The sequence below is a fragment of the Streptomyces sp. NPDC051173 genome, assembly GCF_040689515.1.
In the GTDB taxonomy this organism is placed as follows: Bacteria; Actinomycetota; Actinomycetes; order Streptomycetales; family Streptomycetaceae; genus Streptomyces.
In genome coordinates, this window is sequence record NZ_JBFBBD010000025.1 from 16,048 (window position 1) to 33,103 (window position 17,056).

At 72.3% G+C, this 17,056-nt stretch carries 18 protein-coding genes and 1 pseudogene; 15 read left to right on the top strand and 4 right to left on the bottom strand.

What is annotated here, in order from left to right:
- The 5 genes and pseudogenes from AB0435_RS15990 to AB0435_RS16010 all read left to right on the top strand — a co-directional run.
- Positions 1 to 262, top strand: a pseudogene (locus AB0435_RS15990) (hypothetical protein); the annotation flags it as partial.
- Positions 263 to 336: 74 nt separating this feature from the next.
- Positions 337 to 2,337, top strand: coding sequence for a family 43 glycosylhydrolase (locus AB0435_RS15995; protein ID WP_366004260.1), 2,001 nt, complete (start codon positions 337 to 339; stop codon positions 2,335 to 2,337).
- A gap of 31 nt (positions 2,338 to 2,368) precedes the next feature.
- A complete protein-coding gene (locus tag AB0435_RS16000) occupies positions 2,369 to 2,926 on the top strand; it encodes a hypothetical protein (RefSeq protein WP_366004261.1) in 558 nt (185 codons plus the stop codon).
- Positions 2,927 to 2,950: 24 nt separating this feature from the next.
- Complete coding sequence (locus tag AB0435_RS16005) at positions 2,951 to 3,325, top strand: VOC family protein (RefSeq protein WP_366004262.1); 375 nt, start codon at positions 2,951 to 2,953, stop codon at positions 3,323 to 3,325.
- Between the two features lie 220 nt (positions 3,326 to 3,545).
- Positions 3,546 to 4,847 carry a NucA/NucB deoxyribonuclease domain-containing protein gene (locus tag AB0435_RS16010; protein ID WP_366427242.1) on the top strand — a complete coding sequence of 434 codons (1,302 nt, stop codon included), beginning with the start codon at positions 3,546 to 3,548 and terminating at the stop codon, positions 4,845 to 4,847.
- Between the two features lie 22 nt (positions 4,848 to 4,869).
- On the opposite strand, the gene AB0435_RS16015 is transcribed toward AB0435_RS16010, so the two are convergent.
- The 3 genes from AB0435_RS16015 to AB0435_RS16025 form a co-directional block, all read right to left on the bottom strand.
- Complete coding sequence (locus AB0435_RS16015; protein ID WP_366427243.1) at positions 4,870 to 5,397, bottom strand: hypothetical protein; 528 nt, start codon at positions 5,395 to 5,397, stop codon at positions 4,870 to 4,872.
- Positions 5,398 to 5,543: 146 nt separating this feature from the next.
- Positions 5,544 to 6,089, bottom strand: coding sequence for an SRPBCC family protein (locus AB0435_RS16020; RefSeq protein ID WP_366004265.1), 546 nt, complete (start codon positions 6,087 to 6,089; stop codon positions 5,544 to 5,546).
- Between the two features lie 6 nt (positions 6,090 to 6,095).
- Positions 6,096 to 6,431 (bottom strand): metalloregulator ArsR/SmtB family transcription factor, encoded by a 336-nt coding sequence (locus AB0435_RS16025; protein ID WP_366004266.1) that lies wholly within the window; start codon positions 6,429 to 6,431, stop codon positions 6,096 to 6,098.
- Positions 6,432 to 6,684: 253 nt separating this feature from the next.
- On the opposite strand from AB0435_RS16025, the gene AB0435_RS16030 reads away from it, so the two are divergent.
- From AB0435_RS16030 to AB0435_RS16075, 10 genes are all read left to right on the top strand, one after another.
- On the top strand, positions 6,685 to 7,434 hold the full coding sequence (locus AB0435_RS16030) for a class I SAM-dependent methyltransferase (RefSeq protein WP_366004267.1): 750 nt from the start codon (positions 6,685 to 6,687) through the stop codon (positions 7,432 to 7,434).
- Positions 7,435 to 7,877: 443 nt separating this feature from the next.
- A complete protein-coding gene (locus AB0435_RS16035) occupies positions 7,878 to 8,051 on the top strand; it encodes a hypothetical protein (protein WP_366427244.1) in 174 nt (57 codons plus the stop codon).
- Between the two features lie 37 nt (positions 8,052 to 8,088).
- On the top strand, positions 8,089 to 8,289 hold the full coding sequence (locus AB0435_RS16040) for a hypothetical protein (RefSeq protein WP_366427245.1): 201 nt from the start codon (positions 8,089 to 8,091) through the stop codon (positions 8,287 to 8,289).
- Between the two features lie 271 nt (positions 8,290 to 8,560).
- Entirely contained in the window at positions 8,561 to 10,366 is a 1,806-nt protein-coding gene (locus AB0435_RS16045; protein WP_366427246.1) for an alpha/beta fold hydrolase, read from the top strand.
- Positions 10,363 to 10,947 carry a hypothetical protein gene (locus AB0435_RS16050; protein ID WP_366004271.1) on the top strand — a complete coding sequence of 195 codons (585 nt, stop codon included), beginning with the start codon at positions 10,363 to 10,365 and terminating at the stop codon, positions 10,945 to 10,947. The genes AB0435_RS16045 and AB0435_RS16050 overlap by 4 nt, the downstream gene beginning before the upstream one ends.
- A gap of 114 nt (positions 10,948 to 11,061) precedes the next feature.
- Positions 11,062 to 11,823 carry a class I SAM-dependent methyltransferase gene (locus AB0435_RS16055; RefSeq protein ID WP_366427247.1) on the top strand — a complete coding sequence of 254 codons (762 nt, stop codon included), beginning with the start codon at positions 11,062 to 11,064 and terminating at the stop codon, positions 11,821 to 11,823.
- Between the two features lie 44 nt (positions 11,824 to 11,867).
- Positions 11,868 to 12,044 (top strand): hypothetical protein, encoded by a 177-nt coding sequence (locus tag AB0435_RS16060; protein ID WP_366004273.1) that lies wholly within the window; start codon positions 11,868 to 11,870, stop codon positions 12,042 to 12,044.
- Positions 12,041 to 13,762, top strand: a complete 1,722-nt coding sequence (locus AB0435_RS16065; protein ID WP_366004275.1) for an ABC transporter ATP-binding protein — start codon at positions 12,041 to 12,043, stop codon at positions 13,760 to 13,762. The genes AB0435_RS16060 and AB0435_RS16065 overlap by 4 nt, the downstream gene beginning before the upstream one ends.
- On the top strand, positions 13,759 to 15,219 hold the full coding sequence (locus tag AB0435_RS16070; protein ID WP_366427248.1) for an NAD(P)/FAD-dependent oxidoreductase: 1,461 nt from the start codon (positions 13,759 to 13,761) through the stop codon (positions 15,217 to 15,219). Before AB0435_RS16065 ends, AB0435_RS16070 begins: the two co-directional genes overlap by 4 nt.
- 24 nt (positions 15,220 to 15,243) lie before the next feature.
- A complete protein-coding gene (locus AB0435_RS16075) occupies positions 15,244 to 16,086 on the top strand; it encodes a M23 family metallopeptidase (protein ID WP_366427249.1) in 843 nt (280 codons plus the stop codon).
- On the opposite strand, the gene AB0435_RS16080 is transcribed toward AB0435_RS16075, so the two are convergent.
- On the bottom strand, positions 15,990 to 17,009 hold the full coding sequence (locus AB0435_RS16080) for a RimK family alpha-L-glutamate ligase (RefSeq protein ID WP_366004278.1): 1,020 nt from the start codon (positions 17,007 to 17,009) through the stop codon (positions 15,990 to 15,992). The two genes, AB0435_RS16075 and AB0435_RS16080, sit on opposite strands and share 97 nt — an antisense overlap.
- Positions 17,010 to 17,056: the final 47 nt, after the last annotated feature.

The following is a 17,056-nucleotide window of genomic DNA, read 5'->3' on the forward strand; positions in this document are numbered from 1 at the left end:
CGCCGATGGGCGGGTGGAGGTGTTCGCCATCAACGGTGATGTCGCCATGCACATGTGGCAGAAGGGCGTGAACGCTCCCTACGGCGACTGGGACACGTTCGGCACCGGTGGCACCGGAGTCACCGCCACGACCAATGCCGACGGTCGCATCGAGGTCTTCGGGACCAGCCGGGCCGGGGTCTACCACAGGTGGCAGACCGGCTTCAGCACCTGGTCCGAGTGGGCCTGGGTCAACAGCACCGCCGGTCCGCCGGTCTCTTGACCCGACATCCCGTGGCCGGCCAGGACACCCAGGGCCTGGCCGGCCACGGCCCCTCCTTCCCTCCCGGAGGACCCATGCATCCGATCACCAGACGCCGCCTGCTCCAGGGTTCCGCCGGGGCAGGCGCGCTCGCGCTGCTGGGTGCCGGCGGCGCCACCGCCGTACCGCCCCCGCCTCACGGGTGGGTCGGAGCGGGGCCCTTCGCGCACGTCTACGACCCGTCCACCCCCGGCGGGCAGCGCTACCTCAACGACCACACGCTGGTCAGGACGTCCGGCCGGTGGCACCTGTTCGGCATCGTCGGCGCCGCCGCGCCGCCCGGCCAGGCCCCCGACAGCGCGGCCGAGGTCTCCTTCGCCCACGCGTCCGCCCCGGACCCGTACGGGCCGTGGACCACGCACGCCGACGCGCTGACCGTGGACCCGGCCTACTTCGGGGAGGAGCACCTGTGGGCGCCCCATGTCGTCGAGGCGGGCGGCACCTACTGGATGTTCTACGCCGCCGGTGGCCGGGGCGGTGCCGCGATCAACCTCGCCACCTCCACCGACCTGTTCACCTGGACACGCCTTCCGACCGGCCCGCTCTTCCGGGGGCGCGCGGCACGCGACCCGATGGTCGTGCGGATCGAGGGTCAGTGGGTGATGTACTACACCGAGTTCTCCGCCCAGGACGGACGGCATGTGGTGGCCTTCCGGCGCTCCGACGACCTGGTCCACTGGAGCGAGCCGGGAACGGTGTTCACCGACGCGACCACCACCGCGACGGTGTCGGTCACCGAGTCACCCTTCGTCGTCGAACGGGACGGCTGGTACTACCTGTTCATCGGCCCCCGCGACGGATACGACGGCACCGACGTCTTCGCGTCCCGGAATCCGTACTCCTTCGGCCTCGACGGCTACGCGGGCCATGTGCCCGGACACGCCGTCGAGGTGGTCGCCGACGGAGAGCAGTGGCACGCGAGCGCCGCGGGCTGGTTCCACCAGGGGCTGTACATGGCCCCCTTGCAGTGGCGGGACACGCCGCCTCCCTGGCAGAGCGCGGACAACCCGGCCGTCGGCCTGGGCGTCGACGACCGGCTGACCGTGTTCGCCCTCGACGCCGACGACCGTTCGGTGTGGCAACGTGTCCAACTCGACCCGCGGTCCGACACCTGGTCGTCATGGCAGCCGTTCGGCGCGCCGGCCGGGGCGGTTCCCGCACTCGGCCGCAACACCGACGGCAGGCTGGAGGTGTTCTCCCTCGCCCCGGGCGGTGCCGGCCTGTACCACAGGGTGCAGCGCCCGGACGGCAGTTGGTACGGCTGGGAGGAGTTCGGCGGTGCGGCGGGCGCCGCCCCGGCCGTCGCCCGCGCCGCCGACGGCGCACTGGAGGTCTTCGCGCTCGGCCCGGCCGGCACCGCCATCGCCCGGCGACGGCAGAGCTCGCCCGGGTCGCCGGCATGGGACGCGTGGGACGGCGGCTTCGGCGGGCCCGCGGGCGCACCGCCCGTCGTCGCCGTCAACGCCGACGGGCGGCTGGAGGTCTTCGCCCTCTCGCCCGGTGGCTCCGGCATCTACCACCGGTGGCAGGAGACGCCCAACGGCCCCTGGGCGCAGTGGAGCCGCTTCGGCACCGCGGCCGGCACCGCGCCGCGCGTGACGCGCGACGGCAGCGGCAGGCTTACCGTCGTCGCCACGGCCCCGTCCGGCCAGGCGGCGTACCACCGGCGCCAGACCGTGCCGAGCGGCGGCTGGGACGACTGGCAGCCGATGTTCGGCTGGACGGCCACGGCCCCGGCGCTCGCCCCCGACGCGGAAGGCAGGCTCGAAGCCTTCGCGTTGTCACCCGGTGGGGCCCTGCTCAGCCACCGACGGCAACGCGCACCCGGCGGTGGCTGGGACCCCGCTGACGACTTCGGCGAGCCCGGCGTCCGGCTCGCCGCCACGCCCACGGCCGCGGTCGACACCACCGGGCGGATGCACGTCTTCGCCGTCACCACCGACGGCCGGCCGCGTACCCGCGTACAGGACCGGCCCGGTGGTACCTGGCGCCCGTGGGCCGCGTTCGGTGATCGCGCGGTCGCGACGTACGGATGACTCCCGCCGCGGTACGGGGCAGGATCAGCGCATGACGACGATCAGAGTGACGAGACCCCGGCGCGGGGCCTTGCCGATAGCGGTGCTGGCCCTGCTGCTCGCCGGGTGCGGAACGCAGCGGTCCGGAGACGACACCGGTGCGCACGCGGCCGCGCCGAGCGCGCCGGTGGACGGTCCGTGTCCCGGCGACAGTTCCGCGCTGCCGTCGGCGACGGCCGGTACGCCGGACCCGGCCACGCCGCCCACCGACCACTACGCCGAGAACCACGGCTTCATGGTTCCCCTCCCGCTGCACGGCCGGAGCCGCTGCGACGGGCTCGCGGCCGTCGGGCGCGTCAAGGGCGCACTCGAACCGCTGCGCAAACGCGGTGACTTCGTCCCCGGGCACTCCCGGGACGCGATCACCGGCCTCGGCTACCCCGCCGGGAAGGTGAAGACGTACGAGAACGGCCCCACCGGGGTCGGCTTCCTCATCGACGCCTCTCCGCTGTGCGTCGAGGGGACGATGAGCCGCGACTCCACCCAGGCGGAGGCCTTCGGCGGCTACCCCGACCACTTCGGCTGTGACCAACCCAGGGGCGGTCACTGACCGGGCGTGGGTAGGGTGCGCCCCATGGCATCTCTCATAGGACACGTCACCGTCGACTGTGCCGATCCCTACCGCCTGGCGTCCTTCTGGGCCGAGGTCCTCGGCGGTTCGCTCGCGGACGAGGATCTGCCGGGCGACCCGGAGTCCTGGGTCATCACCGGCGGCGCGAAGCTCCTCTTCGTGAGGGTGCCGGAGCCCAAGAGCCGGAAGAACCGGCTGCATCTGGATCTCCAGCCGAAGGACCGGCCCCGCGACGCCGAGGTGGAGCGCCTGCTGTCCCTCGGCGCCACTCTCGTCCTCGACCACCGCCGCCCGGACGGCACGGGCTGGGTGACCCTCGCCGATCTTGAGGGCAATGAATTCTGCGTGGAGCGGAGCGCCGCCGAACGAGCGGTTTGAGACACGCTCCGTACCCGGCCGAGGTCGGACCGACCGTCGTGGTCCGCCGCCGTGGAGCTGTGGCCACCGGTCCAGGACGACAGCGGGGTTCGGCCCGCATGGCCGGAAACAGACCCACGCCGGCAGATAGTTCGGCGGAACTCTTGGCTCAATTGTTCGGCGTACTTAGCGTCGGTTCCTTGTGGTCGGCAGGCCACGAGGAACGACACTAGGAGCGCCCATGCACTGGCCGATACGCCGTGTGCTGACCGCAGCTCTGGTCGGCGCCGCCTGTACCGCTCTCCCCGCCACCTACGCGGCGGCTCAGCCCGCCGCGGGCGCGGCGGCCGGCATCACCACGACGCCCGTACAGGTCGTCGACGCAGCGCACCCGCTGCCCGCCGTGGGCAGCAGATGGGACGAGGACAGAGCGCCGGAAGGGTCCGCCCAGTGGCCCGATCCGGCCGTACGACCGCCGGCCACACTGCACGAGCACGGTGACGTGACCGCGCAACGGCTGGGAACCACCTACACGTCCACGGCCGGGGAACGGTCCGTGACGGCCGCCGGCGTCGACCTGGCCACCTGCCGGCGCCTGCTGCCGAGGTCCGGGGAACGGATCATCAACCACTACGCGTACTGCCACGTCACCCCTGTGGGATATTCCGTGGTGAGCGGCGGCAAGGTCATCGGCAACGTCTCCTGGCGCAACACCACCGCGGGAGAAGGCACCAAGGGCTCCCGCGTGATCCGGGCGGTGACCGGCATGGACGAGTTCGTGCGCACCGGCGTGACCACGGACGGCAAGCTCTCCATCGGCTGGGCCACCGGCGGATACCACGGGCCGGACGGCAGCAACAAGGCGTGCGACGCCCGGGGTTCGGGACCCGAGCTGCTGAGCGGTTGGCAGGCGGGCGGTACGGCCATCTACACCATCTCCTCGGCGGCGTCGGACGGCTACGGACGTGACAAGGTGGCGCGCTGCGCCATCCGCTCGTCCGTCACCAATTCCGGCGGGACCGGGACGGTGCTCGACAACGGCGTCCGGTTCGACTCCGCGAGCTACCTGGGCGCCAAGGGCGCGGGAATCTTCGACCGGGTCATGCCGGTGATGGGGGAGTACGGCGTGAGCTCCGCGCGCAACGGCGCGGTCGCCCGCCACATCCAGCTCGCCCAGACCAGCCCCGGAGCCACCTACCCGCCGCCCCCCGCCGGGCACACCAAGTCCATTCCCGGAAGCATCGCTTCCGGCAAGCCGCTGCACCGGCTGGTGTCCAACTGGGACGCCACGGCCACCAAGGCGTACGACAAGAACCGCAGTGTGGTCCGCAGCACCTGTGCCCCGCTGCCGCACCAGGCCGGCGAGGAGTGCGACGAGTACCCCTTCGCCTCGGCTTGGGAGGGCGCGGGCAAGGGCGACGGCAACTTCTCGGTGAAGTACGTCGACGGCACACAGAACGGCAACGCCGGAACCGACTTGAACAACTGGTACGTCGCCGACCGCATCCTCCACAAGGACGCCTTCTACGTCGCCATCCACTGACCTTCGCGGTGTGCGGCAGTCCTCACCGCCGTCCCGCGCGGACAGTTTCCTCCGGCGCGGGACGGCGCCACAATTGAACGACGTACCGTTCGAGCCCGGTGAACAAGGGGGGATCCGCGGCGTCCTGCCGGGCCCGCGCCGCCGGACCGCCTCCGTGACGGTACAGCCGCACGGCGTACGGTCCGGGGTCGCCGAGCGCCATCGGCTCGCCCGCCGGACCGTGCGGCACCGCCCAGGCCGTCACCGCACCCGACGGCACTTCCAGCACGCACTCTCCCAGCGGCGCTCCGGCGGACTCCGGCGGGGGCGGCCCGTCCCACAACTCCAGCCGCACATCGGCGTCGTGCATCGCGACGGTGCTGGCCACCGTCAGCCCGCTGCCATTGACCGCGATCTGCCGCCCTTCGAGTGCCGGGAGCTCCCACGGACGGTCGTCGAAGGGCGCCCCTTCGTCGCACAAGGCGAACTGCCCGCGCTCGACCGTCACCACTCGCTCGGACACGCGCACCACAGCGGCCACGCCGACCTCCCGGTACGAGAGACACACCACTTGTGCCTTCCTCAGCGCCGTACCGCCCCACCGTAGCCCGGTTCAGACCCGGTCGGCGGCGATGAGGAGGCAGCGGACGCGCCTTGCCGCACGGGCAACTCGGCAGGGCCGTCCGGCGGAATCGGCCGTGCCCCCCCGATCGGAGTTCAGTGACCGTCGGGCAGGCCCGGCACCGTGGCCCCGGAGGGGACGCCGGCGGCGATGTAGGCGCGGTAGAGCTCCTGCCAGGCCGCCGTGGCGCCGGCGTGCGGGCCCGCGTGGCTCGTGCCACGGGCCCTGGCGTCGAGGGCGGTCAGGCACACGTCCCACCCGGCGCCGTTGCGGGACGCGGTGTCCGGGGCCTCCAGCACGTCGGTGAGCGTGAAGCGGGTGTGCGTGCTGTCGAGCGGTTCGAGATCGAAGTGCAGCTCGTCGCCGCCCCAGCTGAAGGACAGGTGCAAGGGGACGTCGACGGCCAGGACCCGCCCGGTGGAGTCCGCCATGGCCGGGTCGCCGCTGAAACGGATCGCGCCGCCCGGGCGCAGGTCGATCTCGGCCCGGGAGGGGAACCAGTGGGCCAGCTCGTCCGCGTCGGTCACGAAGCGCCAGACGCGCTCGACGGGATGGGCGTACGTACGGGTGAAGCGGACGGCGGGACGGCCGTCGTCCAGCGTGAGGTAGGTGCCGGTCGGGGCGGCGGGTTCGATGGGCATGGTGACTCAGTCCTTCGGAGGTTCCAGGGGTGGTGCCGCGCTGTCGAGGCGGTGGCCCAGTGCGTCGAGGCTGTCGTTCCACAGCCGCCGGTACGGGGCCAGCCAGGCATCGAGTTCGGCGATCGGCGCGGGATCGAGGGCGTAGACCCTGCGCTGCGCCTCCTGCCGCACGCGCACCAGGCCCGCGTCACGCAGCACCCGCAGGTGCTTCGACGTGCTCGGCTGGCTCAGGCCGCATGCCTCGACGATCTCACCGACGGACCGCGGCCGCTCCAGCAGCAGCGCGATCACGGCGCGCCGGTGCGGGTCGGCGAGGGCGGTCCACAGGGCAGCATCGGTCATGAGTTCAATGTGCCTCGTTGGTTATATGCCTGTCAAGGCATATGCTCGTGATGTGGGTGCGGGGCCTTCGGCGGGCTGCCGGACGGACGTCTTCCGGCGGCCCGCGCAAGGAGCCGGTGGTCCGGTGCCGCCGGGTCCCCGGGGTGGTTCAACGGGCGTTGAAATAAGGGGCCTTGGCGGCGTACAGTCCGAGAGGTCACCGCTGGGTGAGGGGCACGTCCGTGCCCGGAAGCCCTCGACCGTGGAGGCGCACATGACGAACGGAACCGGCGACGGGGCGGCGGCCGCCCCCAGGGACATGGATTTCGAAGCGCTCTATCAAGGGAAACCCTCACTGCCGGGAACGGAGCTCGTTCTCGACGTGGCGCCGTGGGACATCGGCGGGCCGCAGCCCGCGCTGGTCGCGCTGGAGGAGGGCGGGCAGTTGTCCGGCGACGTCCTCGACGCGGGCTGCGGGCTCGGCGAGAACGCGCTGTACCTCGCCGGGCGCGGTCACCGGGTGACCGGCTTCGACGCCGCCCCCACCGCACTGGAGCAGGCGAGGGGGCGGGCTGCCGCGCGTGGCCTCGACGTCACCTTCGTGCAGGCCGATGCCACGACCCTCGAAGGTCTCGGCCAGGAATTCGACACCGTGGTCGACAGCGCGCTCTACCACTGCCTCGACGGCGCCCAGCGCGGCGCGTACGCGGCGGCGCTGCACCGTGTGACGCGCGCGGGCGCCCGGCTCCACCTCTTCTGCTTCGCCGACACGAAGTGGCCCGGGTTCAGCCTGCCCTTGATGGCCGTCGGACAGGACGACCTGCGCACGCACCTGGGTGAGCACTGGCGGATCGAAGGCATCGAGCTCATGGACTACGTCACGGCCTTCACCCCTCGGTTCCTCCAGCAGCACGGGAGTGACCTGGGTCGGGCGGGCTTCAGTGTCGAACCCGACGCTCTGCGCGTCGATGACACGGGCAGGGTGCTGGTGCCCATGTGGCAACTGCACGCCGTGCGCAGGTAGTCGGCGGTTCCTCCGCCCCTCCCGATCCGATCGCGGGTCAGGCCGACGTGAGCCGGCCTGACCCGCGTTTTTTCGTGTGGGCGCACCGGGCGGGCGGGGAAGCGGAGTGCATCATTCCAGGGGTTGTCCTCCAAGTCGGCCGAAGGTAATGTGCAAGCCAAGAACAGGCAAAGGGGGGCTTGGTTTGGGCGGAGTCGCGATCGTTTCGCGAGGTGGGGATCGAATGGTCCCGCAATGCTGATCCGTTCGTGACGCTTGCCGTCCGAGTGCCGATGGACCTCCCGAAGTCACCTGTTCCCTTCAGGCTCGTGCAGCGCCGACCGATCGAAGTCCGGCAGCCGGGTGGGACAAAGCCGGGAACACCGCTTCGGGCACCCGCCTGCCGATTTTCGCGTCGGGACGCCGAAAGGAAAGGGAGAACTGTGGCCAGAATCGCGGCCTTCATGAATGAGCAGGAGATGGGCCCCATCACCGAGGGGCTGGTCCTCCGTGACGGCACCCCCGTCATGGCGACGCCGGCGGTCGTGGCCGTGCCCGCCTCCGTCAAGGTCACGGCGGCGGTCGTCGCCTTCACCATCCCGGTCGGCGCCTACGTCGCCGGCCGCGTCGTCAACTGACCCGTCGACAGGAACCCCGGACAAGGGAGATCGAAAGATGAGCGGAATCATCGAGAGCGTCCGTACGGCCACCGCGCCGACCCTCTCCGAGGGTGAGGGCGACAAGGTCACGCGGGTGATGCCGGTGGCCTTCACGCCCGCCGTCCTGGTGGTCACCCCCTATGCCGGCGGCGGCCTCGCGGCCGGCGCGGCCGCGGTCGGCGCCTACGAGGCCGGCCGGGCCGCCGCCAAGGGCTGAGCGACCGGGTCCGGATATCGGTGCCGGATCCGTACCGACGCTCGCGGAGTGACCTCCGAGAGCGGGTGAGGAAGGCTGTCGGGCCGCGCCGCAATCGCGGCCCGACAGCCTGCCCATATTAGCTCAGCCCTTGACGAGTCGAGAGGAAGGCGCTTTTTTGAGGTACTTGAGAAAACTCGCCTCGGCTGTGTTCTCTCCCGTGCCGATATCCCGGGACAGGGCATTGGGAATATCGGAGAGACTGTCCGCCCTCACCACCCTGTCTTCTTCATTGGAATATCTGCACCAGCGTGAACAGCTGGATCCCGGTGGGCTGAACGACTGGGACATCATGAAGAAGTCGCCCGAGGCAAAGAACATCGCTGTACGCCGGCTGAGTAATGCCGTGAGCGGCAAGAACGTGACCATAGCCCTGCACGCGGCGCGGGCGGCGGTCAGCATCGGCCTGCTGATGCCCGGCCACAGCAGGTGGCGCGGGGCGGGAAGCCTCTTCCTCGGCGGGACGACATGCCTCCTGCAGGCCCGGCACCGTTACGGAACGGACGGCTCGGACCAGGTCGCGACGCTGGTGCAGGGCGCCACCGGACTGGCCCGGCTCTCGAGGAGTCCCCAGACCCAGGACGCCCTGCTCTGGTACGTCGCCATGCAGGCGAACCTCTCGTACGCGGCCTCCGGCTGGGTCAAGCTCATGGGCGAGAGGTGGCGGGACGCCTCCGCCCTCCCGGGCGTGATGCGGACCCGCACCTATGGCTCCGAGGGTGTCTACCGCCTGACCCGGCGCTATCCGCAGACGTCGAAGTACGTACAGCACGGTGTGCTGGCGATGGAGTGCCTCTTCCCGCTCGTCTACGTCGCCGGGGGCCGGCTGACCCGCCCGTTCCTGGCCGCCGCCGGGAGCTTCCACGTGGCCAACGGCTTCATCATGGGACTCGGGCGCTTCATGACCGCCTTCCCCTCACTGCACCCGATGGTCGCCTACACCACCGCACCGGCCACCCACCCGGCGGTCGCCGGGCGGGACGACCGCGCGGTCAGGGCGGCGGCCGTCCTGCTGGCCGCCGGGGTCGCGGCGGCCGCCGCCGTCGCCGTCCAGCGCCGCGGCGTGGTGCTCGAAGGCTGGCCGGCCTCGCGGAAGGTCGTCACCCGGCACGGCAACGAGCTCATGTACGAAACCGGCGGCCGGGAGGAGTCGGACGCGCCGGTGCTGGTCTTCTGCGCGGGTCTGACCTCGACCTCCGAGCACTTCTCGTGGATCACCGAGCGGTTCGCGCATGACTCGGAGCACGCCGTGGTGTCCTACGCCCGCGCCGGATACGCCGGCAGCGTCCGCCGCAGCACGGCCCCGTACGGGCTGGAGGAGTCGGTCGACGACCTGGAGGACCTGGTGCGGGCCGTCGTGCCCCGGCACCGCAAGGTGGTGCTGGTCGGCCACTCCCTGGGCGGCGAGCTGATCCGCCGGGCCGCCGCGCGGCTGGGGGACCGGGTGGCCGGTCTCGTCTATCTCGACCCCGCGCACCCCGCGGAGCTGCAGCGCTCGCAGCGGCAGGACGCGGGCGCCAAGGACCTCCGGGAGACGATCGCGCACGCCTCGCTCTATCTGCGGCTGGGCACCGGCATCCTGATGAGCCGCCCCGACTGGCTCGACAAGCTCCCGAAGGCCTACCGCGACAAGGTCTTCGCGCAGTACACCGACGCCCGTCTCTGGACGGCCGGCAAGCGCGAATGGGAGGCCGTGGAGCGGGAGTTCAGGGCCTTCGAAGGCGACATCGACCCGATCGCGGCCCCCGGCCTGATCATCGCCGCGCAGCAGACCGTGGACCAGGACCCCGAGCAGCTCCTCCTCTACAACGAGCTCTCCAGGGCCCACCGGAACCACGGCGAGCGAGGCGGGATCAAGGTGGTCGAGGGCTCCGACCACGACTCCCTGCTGACCGACGCCATGCACGCCCACAAGGCGGCGGAGCTGATGGCCCGGTTCCTGGGCACCGCGCTCACGGAGGCCGAGGGGACGGCAGCGGAGAGGGCAGAGGACAGGGCCGAGGAGAAGAAGGCGCAGCGGGAAGGGGCAGGGCAGTGACCACGGCCGGACTCCTGAAGTCCACGTTCACCGGCGAGGGCGCGGCGGCCCGGGTGCTGGGAGCGGGCATGCTGCTGGCCACGGTGGCCGCGCAGCACCCGCACCCGGCGTTCGACCGGGCCCGCACCAGGGACGTCTTCTCGCTCATCCCGAACTGGAAGTTCTTCGCCCCCAACCCGGCGGTGCACGACTTCCACTACGTCTACCGCACCCTCGACCCCGGCGGGGTCACCAGCGACTGGCACGAGATCGAGATGATCGAACCCCGCCGCCTGCACCACGCCTTCTGGTTCGCCACCCGCCGCCCGGAGAAGGCGGTGTTCGACATCTGCACCGCGATCCTGCAACAGGCGGTGAAGACCGGTGCCGTGGCGGTGCAGGGCAATTCCTCCTACGAGGTGCTGGTCGCCTTCATCCGGCAGCGGATCCGCCGGGAACAGGGCGGATCCGCCGTCCAGGGCTTCCAGTTCGCCGTCGTGCGCGCGGCGGGACACGACAGCGCCGAGGAGCCGGAAACCCTGTTCATCTCGCCCTACACCCCGCTCGACGCATCGAACCGGAGCCAACCGGCGGCCGCCTGAGGCACCGGGCGCGGGCCGCGCGTCACCACGCGGTGAGCGCGCGGCCCGGCCCCGCACCCCAACGAGACGGCGACTCGGTTCACGCCGCGCCCCGGCAAGAAAGTGACCACGCACATGAACAGCACGGTCGAAGACATCGGCTACGGCACCCAGTTCGCTTCCTGGTACGACCGGATCTTCCCCAAGGACGCCGGTGCGCGGGCCGTCGCCGACGCGCTCGCCGCCCTCCACCCCGACCCGGGGGCGGGCACCCTCGAATTCGGCGTCGGCACCGGCCGTATAGCCGTCCCGCTCTCCGTCAGCACCGGCCCGGTCACCGGGGTCGACTCCTCGCCCGAGATGCTCGCCCTGCTGGCGAAGGATCCCGGCGCCGAGCGCGTCACCGGCGTCCACGGCGACATCCGCGCCTATTCCGACGACCGCCGGTACGGGCTGGTGTACGCCGTGTGCGGAGTGCTCTCCATGCTCCTCACCCGCGAGGAACAGCAGGACATGGTCCACCGCGCCGCCGAACTGCTCGCGCCCGGCGGGCGGCTGGTGATCGAGACCGGCAACCGCCCCGCGATCGAGGCACTCCACGAGGGCCGGACGCGGACCACGGTCTTCACCCCCTACCCGGAGCCGGGAACGGGACTGCAGACCCACTCCACCCTGCCGCCCGGCTCCGACCTGTGGCAGTGCTCCCACGTCTGGTACGAGTCCGACGGCACCACCCGCGTGGGCAACGAACTCTCGCGTCCGGCCGTCCCCGACGAGACGGACGCCTACGCCCTCGCCGCCGGGCTCACCCCGGAGGGCCGCTACTCCGGCTGGGACCTGTCCCCGTACACGGAGCAGTACCCGATGTTCCTCACCACCTACGTCAGAGGCACGTGAGCGACGCCCGGAAGCCGTACAACGCACAAGAAAGGGATCCTGTGGTGAATACATCGCGCGTCCTCTGGTTCGTCCTGGCCTTCGCCTTCGCCGTGCCGGTCATGCTGGTGATGTTCCGCGAGGACGGTCACGTCACCTCCGGGTCGTGGTCCAAGAGCATCATTTTCGGCGTGTCCATCGCCGTGATCGCGGCGATCGCCGCGGGCAAGGCCAAGCAGTGAACGTATCCGCCCTCGTCCGCCGCCACCGGCTGCTGCTCGGCGCGGGCATCCTGCTCGGCCTCGGCGGGACCGCCGCCACTCTCGTGCAGCCCCTGCTCATCGGCGACCTGATCGAGGCCGTCGCGACGAACGGTTCGATGGCGGGGCCGATCGCGCTCATCGCCGCCCTGTTCGTCGCCGACGCGCTGCTGGCCGCCGCCCACTTCCATCTGATCGGCCGGGCCGGGGAGAACATCGTCCTCGACATGCGCACGACCCTCACCGGGCGGCTCCTGCGCTCCCGGATGAGGGAGTTCAACCGCCTCGAACACGGGGACGTGTTCACACGCACGGTCGCGGACACCTCCCTGGCGCGCGTCGCCCTCTCCTCCTCCGTCTCCCAGCTGATCACCTCGGCGTTCACCACCATCGGCTGCGTCGCCGTGATGGCGTGGATCGACTGGAGGCTGCTGCTCGTCACCGCCGGCTGCCTGGGGGTGTCCTCGGCCGTCGCCCTGGGACTGGCGCGCGCCGTCCGCGCGGCGGCGGTGACCAACCGGGAGGACACCAGCGCCTTCGGGTCCGGCCTGCTGCGCGTCCTCGGCGCGCTGACCACCGTGAAGGCGTCCCGCGCCGAACAGCGCGAGGCGGAGCACATCGGGGAGCTCGCCGACGCGGCGCGCGTCAGCGGGATCCGGGTGACGCGGCTGTCGGCGATGCTGATGCCCGCCATGAACGTCGGCACCCAGGTGTCGCTCGCCGTGGTGATCGCCTGGGGCATGTCCCGCACCGCGACCGGGGCCCTGCCCATCGAGGACCTCACCGCGTTCATCATGTACCTGTTCTATCTGGTGTCCCCGCTGGTGATGCTGTTCATGTCCCTCGGGGAGCTCCAGCAGGGCCGCGCCGCCATCGACCGGGTCAAGGAGCTCGCCGCCGTCGAGGTGGAGCCCTCCGCGGGCCCCGGCGCCACCGGCCGTGTCGAGGGCGCCCCCGCGATCGAGTTCAAGGACGTCACCTTCGCCTACCCCGGCGCCGGCGCCCCCGCCGTGCGGGGGGTGTCCTTCGCGCTGCCGCCCGCCGGCGTCACCGCGATCGTCGGCCCCTCCGGCGCGGGCAAGACCACGCTCTTCCAACTCGTCGAACGCTTCCACACCCCCGACGAGGGCAGCATCCACCTCGCGGGACGCGACACCGCCGCCGTGCCGCTGGACGAACTCCGCTCCCGCATCGGCCTGGTCGAACAGGAAGCCCCGCTGATGCGCGGCACCGTCCGCGAGAACCTCACCTACGCCCGGCCCGACGCCACCGCCGCCGACATCGCGGAAGCCGTCGCGGCGGCCCACCTCACGGACGTCGTCGAAGCCCTGCCGGACGGCCTGGACACCGCGCTCGGCGAAGGCGGCACCGGCCTCTCCGGCGGCCAGCGCCAGCGCCTCGCCATCGCCCGCGCCCTGCTGACCCGCCCGGACGTCCTGCTGCTGGACGAGGCCACCTCCCACCTCGACTCCGACTCGGAGACGGCGCTGCGCGAGGCCATCACCACCATCGGCACCCGCTGCCAGGTCCTCACCATCGCCCACCGCCTCTCCACCACCATCGACGCCGACCGCATCCTCCTCATCGAGGACGGCAGGCTGCGCGCCAGCGGCACCCACACCGAGCTGATGGACACCGACACCACCTACCGGCGCCTCGCCGGACGCCAGTTGGCACCGGCCGCAGGAGCCGCGTCATGACCGACGCCGCGATCGTGGGCACCGGCCCCAACGGACTGGCCGCCGCGGTGACCCTGGCCAGGGCCGGGCTCGACGTCGTCCTCTACGAGAAGGCCGACACCGTCGGGGGCGGGCTGCGCACCGTCGCCCTGTTCGACAGCGAGGTGCGGCACGACGTCTGCTCGGCCGTCCACCCGATGGCCGTCGCCTCGCCGTTCTTCCGCGCCTTCGGCCTGGCCTCGCGCGGCGTGAACCTGCTCCAGCCCGACATCCCCTACGCCCATCCGCTGGCCGGCGGCCACGCGGTGGCGGCTTGGCGCGACATCACCCGCACCGCCGCGCACCTGGGCGTGGACGGGCCCCGCTGGGAGCGCCTCATGGGCCCCCTCGTCGCCCGCTCCCGCTCCGTCGTCGACCTGCTCCTGTCCGACCTGAGGAGCGTGCCACGCGACCCGGTCGCCGCGGCGTGGCTCGCCTCCCGGGTCCTGGCCCACGCCACTCCGCGCAGCCCGTTCGTCACGCCGGAGGCCAGGGCACTGCTGACCGGAGTGGCGGCGCACGCCGTCGGCAAACTCCCCTCGCTCGCGTCGGCCGCGGTCGCCATGCTCCTCGCGCACACGGCCCACAGCACCGGCTGGCCGCTGCCCGAGGGCGGCAGCGACCGGATCGCCGCGGCCCTGGCCGACGACATCACCGCGCACGGCGGCGTCCTCCACACCGGGCACCACGTCCGCGACCTCGCCGAACTCGGCGACGTACCGCTCGTGCTGCTGGACGTCGGGCCCAAGGAGTTCCTCGCCCTGGCCGGGCACCGGCTGCCCGCCCGCTACCGGCGCGCCCTGCGCCGCTACCGCTACGGCCCCGGCGCCGCGAAGGCCGACTTCCTCGTCAGCGGCCCCGTCCCCTGGGCCAGTCCGCTCGTGGGCCGGGCCGGTACGGTGCACGTGGGCGGCAGCCACGCCGACATCGCCCGGCAGGAGAGCGGCGTGGCCCAGGGGAAGCCGGGCTCCGCCCCCTTCCTGCTGGTCGTCGACCCCGCCGTCACCGACCCGTCCCGCGCCGTGGACGGCAGAAGGCCGGTGTGGGCCTACGCGCACGTACCCCACGGCGACACCCGCGACCCCGTCGAGCTGATCCGCCGACGCGTCGAGGAGTACGCGCCCGGGTTCACCGACACGATCCTCGCCTCGCACGGCCGCCCGGCCGCCGGGTTCGAGGCGTACAACCCCAACTACGTCGGCGGGGACATCACCGCCGGTGCCCTGACCGTGCGTCAGTCGCTGCTGCGCCCGACAGCGCGCTGGGACCCGTACACCACACCCCTGCCCGGTGTGTACCTCTGCTCGGCGGCGACCCCGCCCGGGCCGTCCGTGCACGGCATGTGCGGCCATCTCGCGGCCCTGTCCGCGCTCCGCCGCCACCACGGCATCCGCGAGACCCCGGACCTGTCCCCCCGGCCGGTCCGCGCCTTCCCCTGACCCCGGACGACGAGGTACGTACACATGCTGCTGACCCTGTGGAAGCGCCACGGACTGCTCTTCGGGGCCGGGGCTCTGTGCGTGCTGGTGAACGGCCGGGGTGTGGGGCCCCTGTGGGTCACCGGTGTGGTGCTGCTCGTCGTCGGCGGGACCATGCGGTGGTCGCTGACGCGCAGGCAGCGCCCGGACCGGGAGCGGCCGCCCGTCCCCGTCCGGGTGCCCGTCGGCGGGCGGTGGGTCGCGCTCAACGGGCCCGGCACCAAGGTGCCCAGCCACACCCACAGCCACGCGCAGACCTACGCCGTCGACCTGAAGTACGCGCCGGCCGAGGGGGCGACGCCCGACCCTGCCTTCAGCATGTTCCGGCCGTTCGGCCTGCCGCCCGGCCGCTACCGCACCTTCGGGCGGCCCGTGCTGGCCCCCGCCGACGGGGTGGTCGTCGCCACCGTGGACGGCCGGCGCGACCACCTCTGCCGGATGTCGCTGCCCGGCTTCGGCTATCTCTACCTGGAGGGTTTCGTCCGGGGGCTGGGCTGGCCACGCCACATCTGGGGCAACCACGTCCTGCTGGACCTCGGCGACGGCGTCGTGGCCGGCTTCGCCCACCTGCGGCGCGGCTCGCTGCGGGTGGCGGTGGGCGACCGGGTGGCGGCCGGTCAGCAGCTGGCCGAGTGCGGGAACTCCGGCAACTCCTCGGAACCCCACCTGCACTTCCAGCTCATGGACGGCTCCGACGTGGCGACCGCGCGCGGCCTGCCGTTCGCGTGGGACTACCGCGACGACGCGGGGTCGGAGCACACCGGCGTGCCCGAGGACGCGACCTTCTTCGTCGCGGCCGGGACCGGGACCGCCGACGGCGCGGGCTGATCGCCCCGCGCGCCCAGGTGCCGGGCGACGCACGCCGTGATCGCGGGGACCACGCCCGTCATCTCCGGGCGCCAGGCCGGGACGGCGTTGACCTCGCAGACGGTGTAGGAGCCGGTGCCGGTGAAGAGGAGGTCCACCCCCGCGACGGTCAGGCCGACGGTCCTGGCCGCCTGGACCGCCAGCGCCTCGGCCTCGGGGTAGCGGCCGTGACAGAGCGTCGCGGAACCGCCCCGCGCCAGGTTCGAGGCGAGCGAGCCGTCGTGGGACGTGCGGATCTCCGCGGCGACGGCCGCGCCGTCCACGACGACCACGCGCAGGTCACGGCCGTGTGAAGGGGCCACGTACTCCTGGAGGAGGTAGGGCGTCCCCTGCGCGAGGTTCCCGGCCACATCCCGCAGCAGCCGGGCGTCCGGGGCGAGGAACACTCCGTTCCCGCCCGTTCCGGTCACGGACTTCACCACGCACGGCATGCCGGGACCGGCGGCCTGGACGACCGCGGGGAGCGGAGCGGTGGCGTACGAGAGGGAGTCGGGCACCGGCAGGCCGGCCAGGGCCAGCTCCTGGAGCTGCCAGAACTTGTTGTGGCAGACGAGCTGGGAATCCAGTGGGTTGAGGAGCACGGCGCCCATGCGCTCCAGCTGCCGCAGCAGGGTCACCTCGCGGTCGTGGTGCTGGGACCCGGGCACCTGACGCACACAGACGACGCGCGGCGGAGGCACCTCCAGGCCGCCCAGGGTGCGCAGGAAGAGCCGCCCCTCGCGCACGCCGAAGAGCAGTTCGTCGGTGTGCCAGACGGCGAACCGGGCGCCGTGGATCCGTTCGAGCGCCGTGGCCAGTTCCTGGGTCGAGTGTTTCAGCGGCGCCGGGTGCTCCCGCACCAGCATCCAGACATCCGCAGGTGTCCGGATCGCCGACTCCGCCATCTGCCCGCCCTCGTTCCTTCGTCGCCCAAGACCTGCAAGAACCTGTC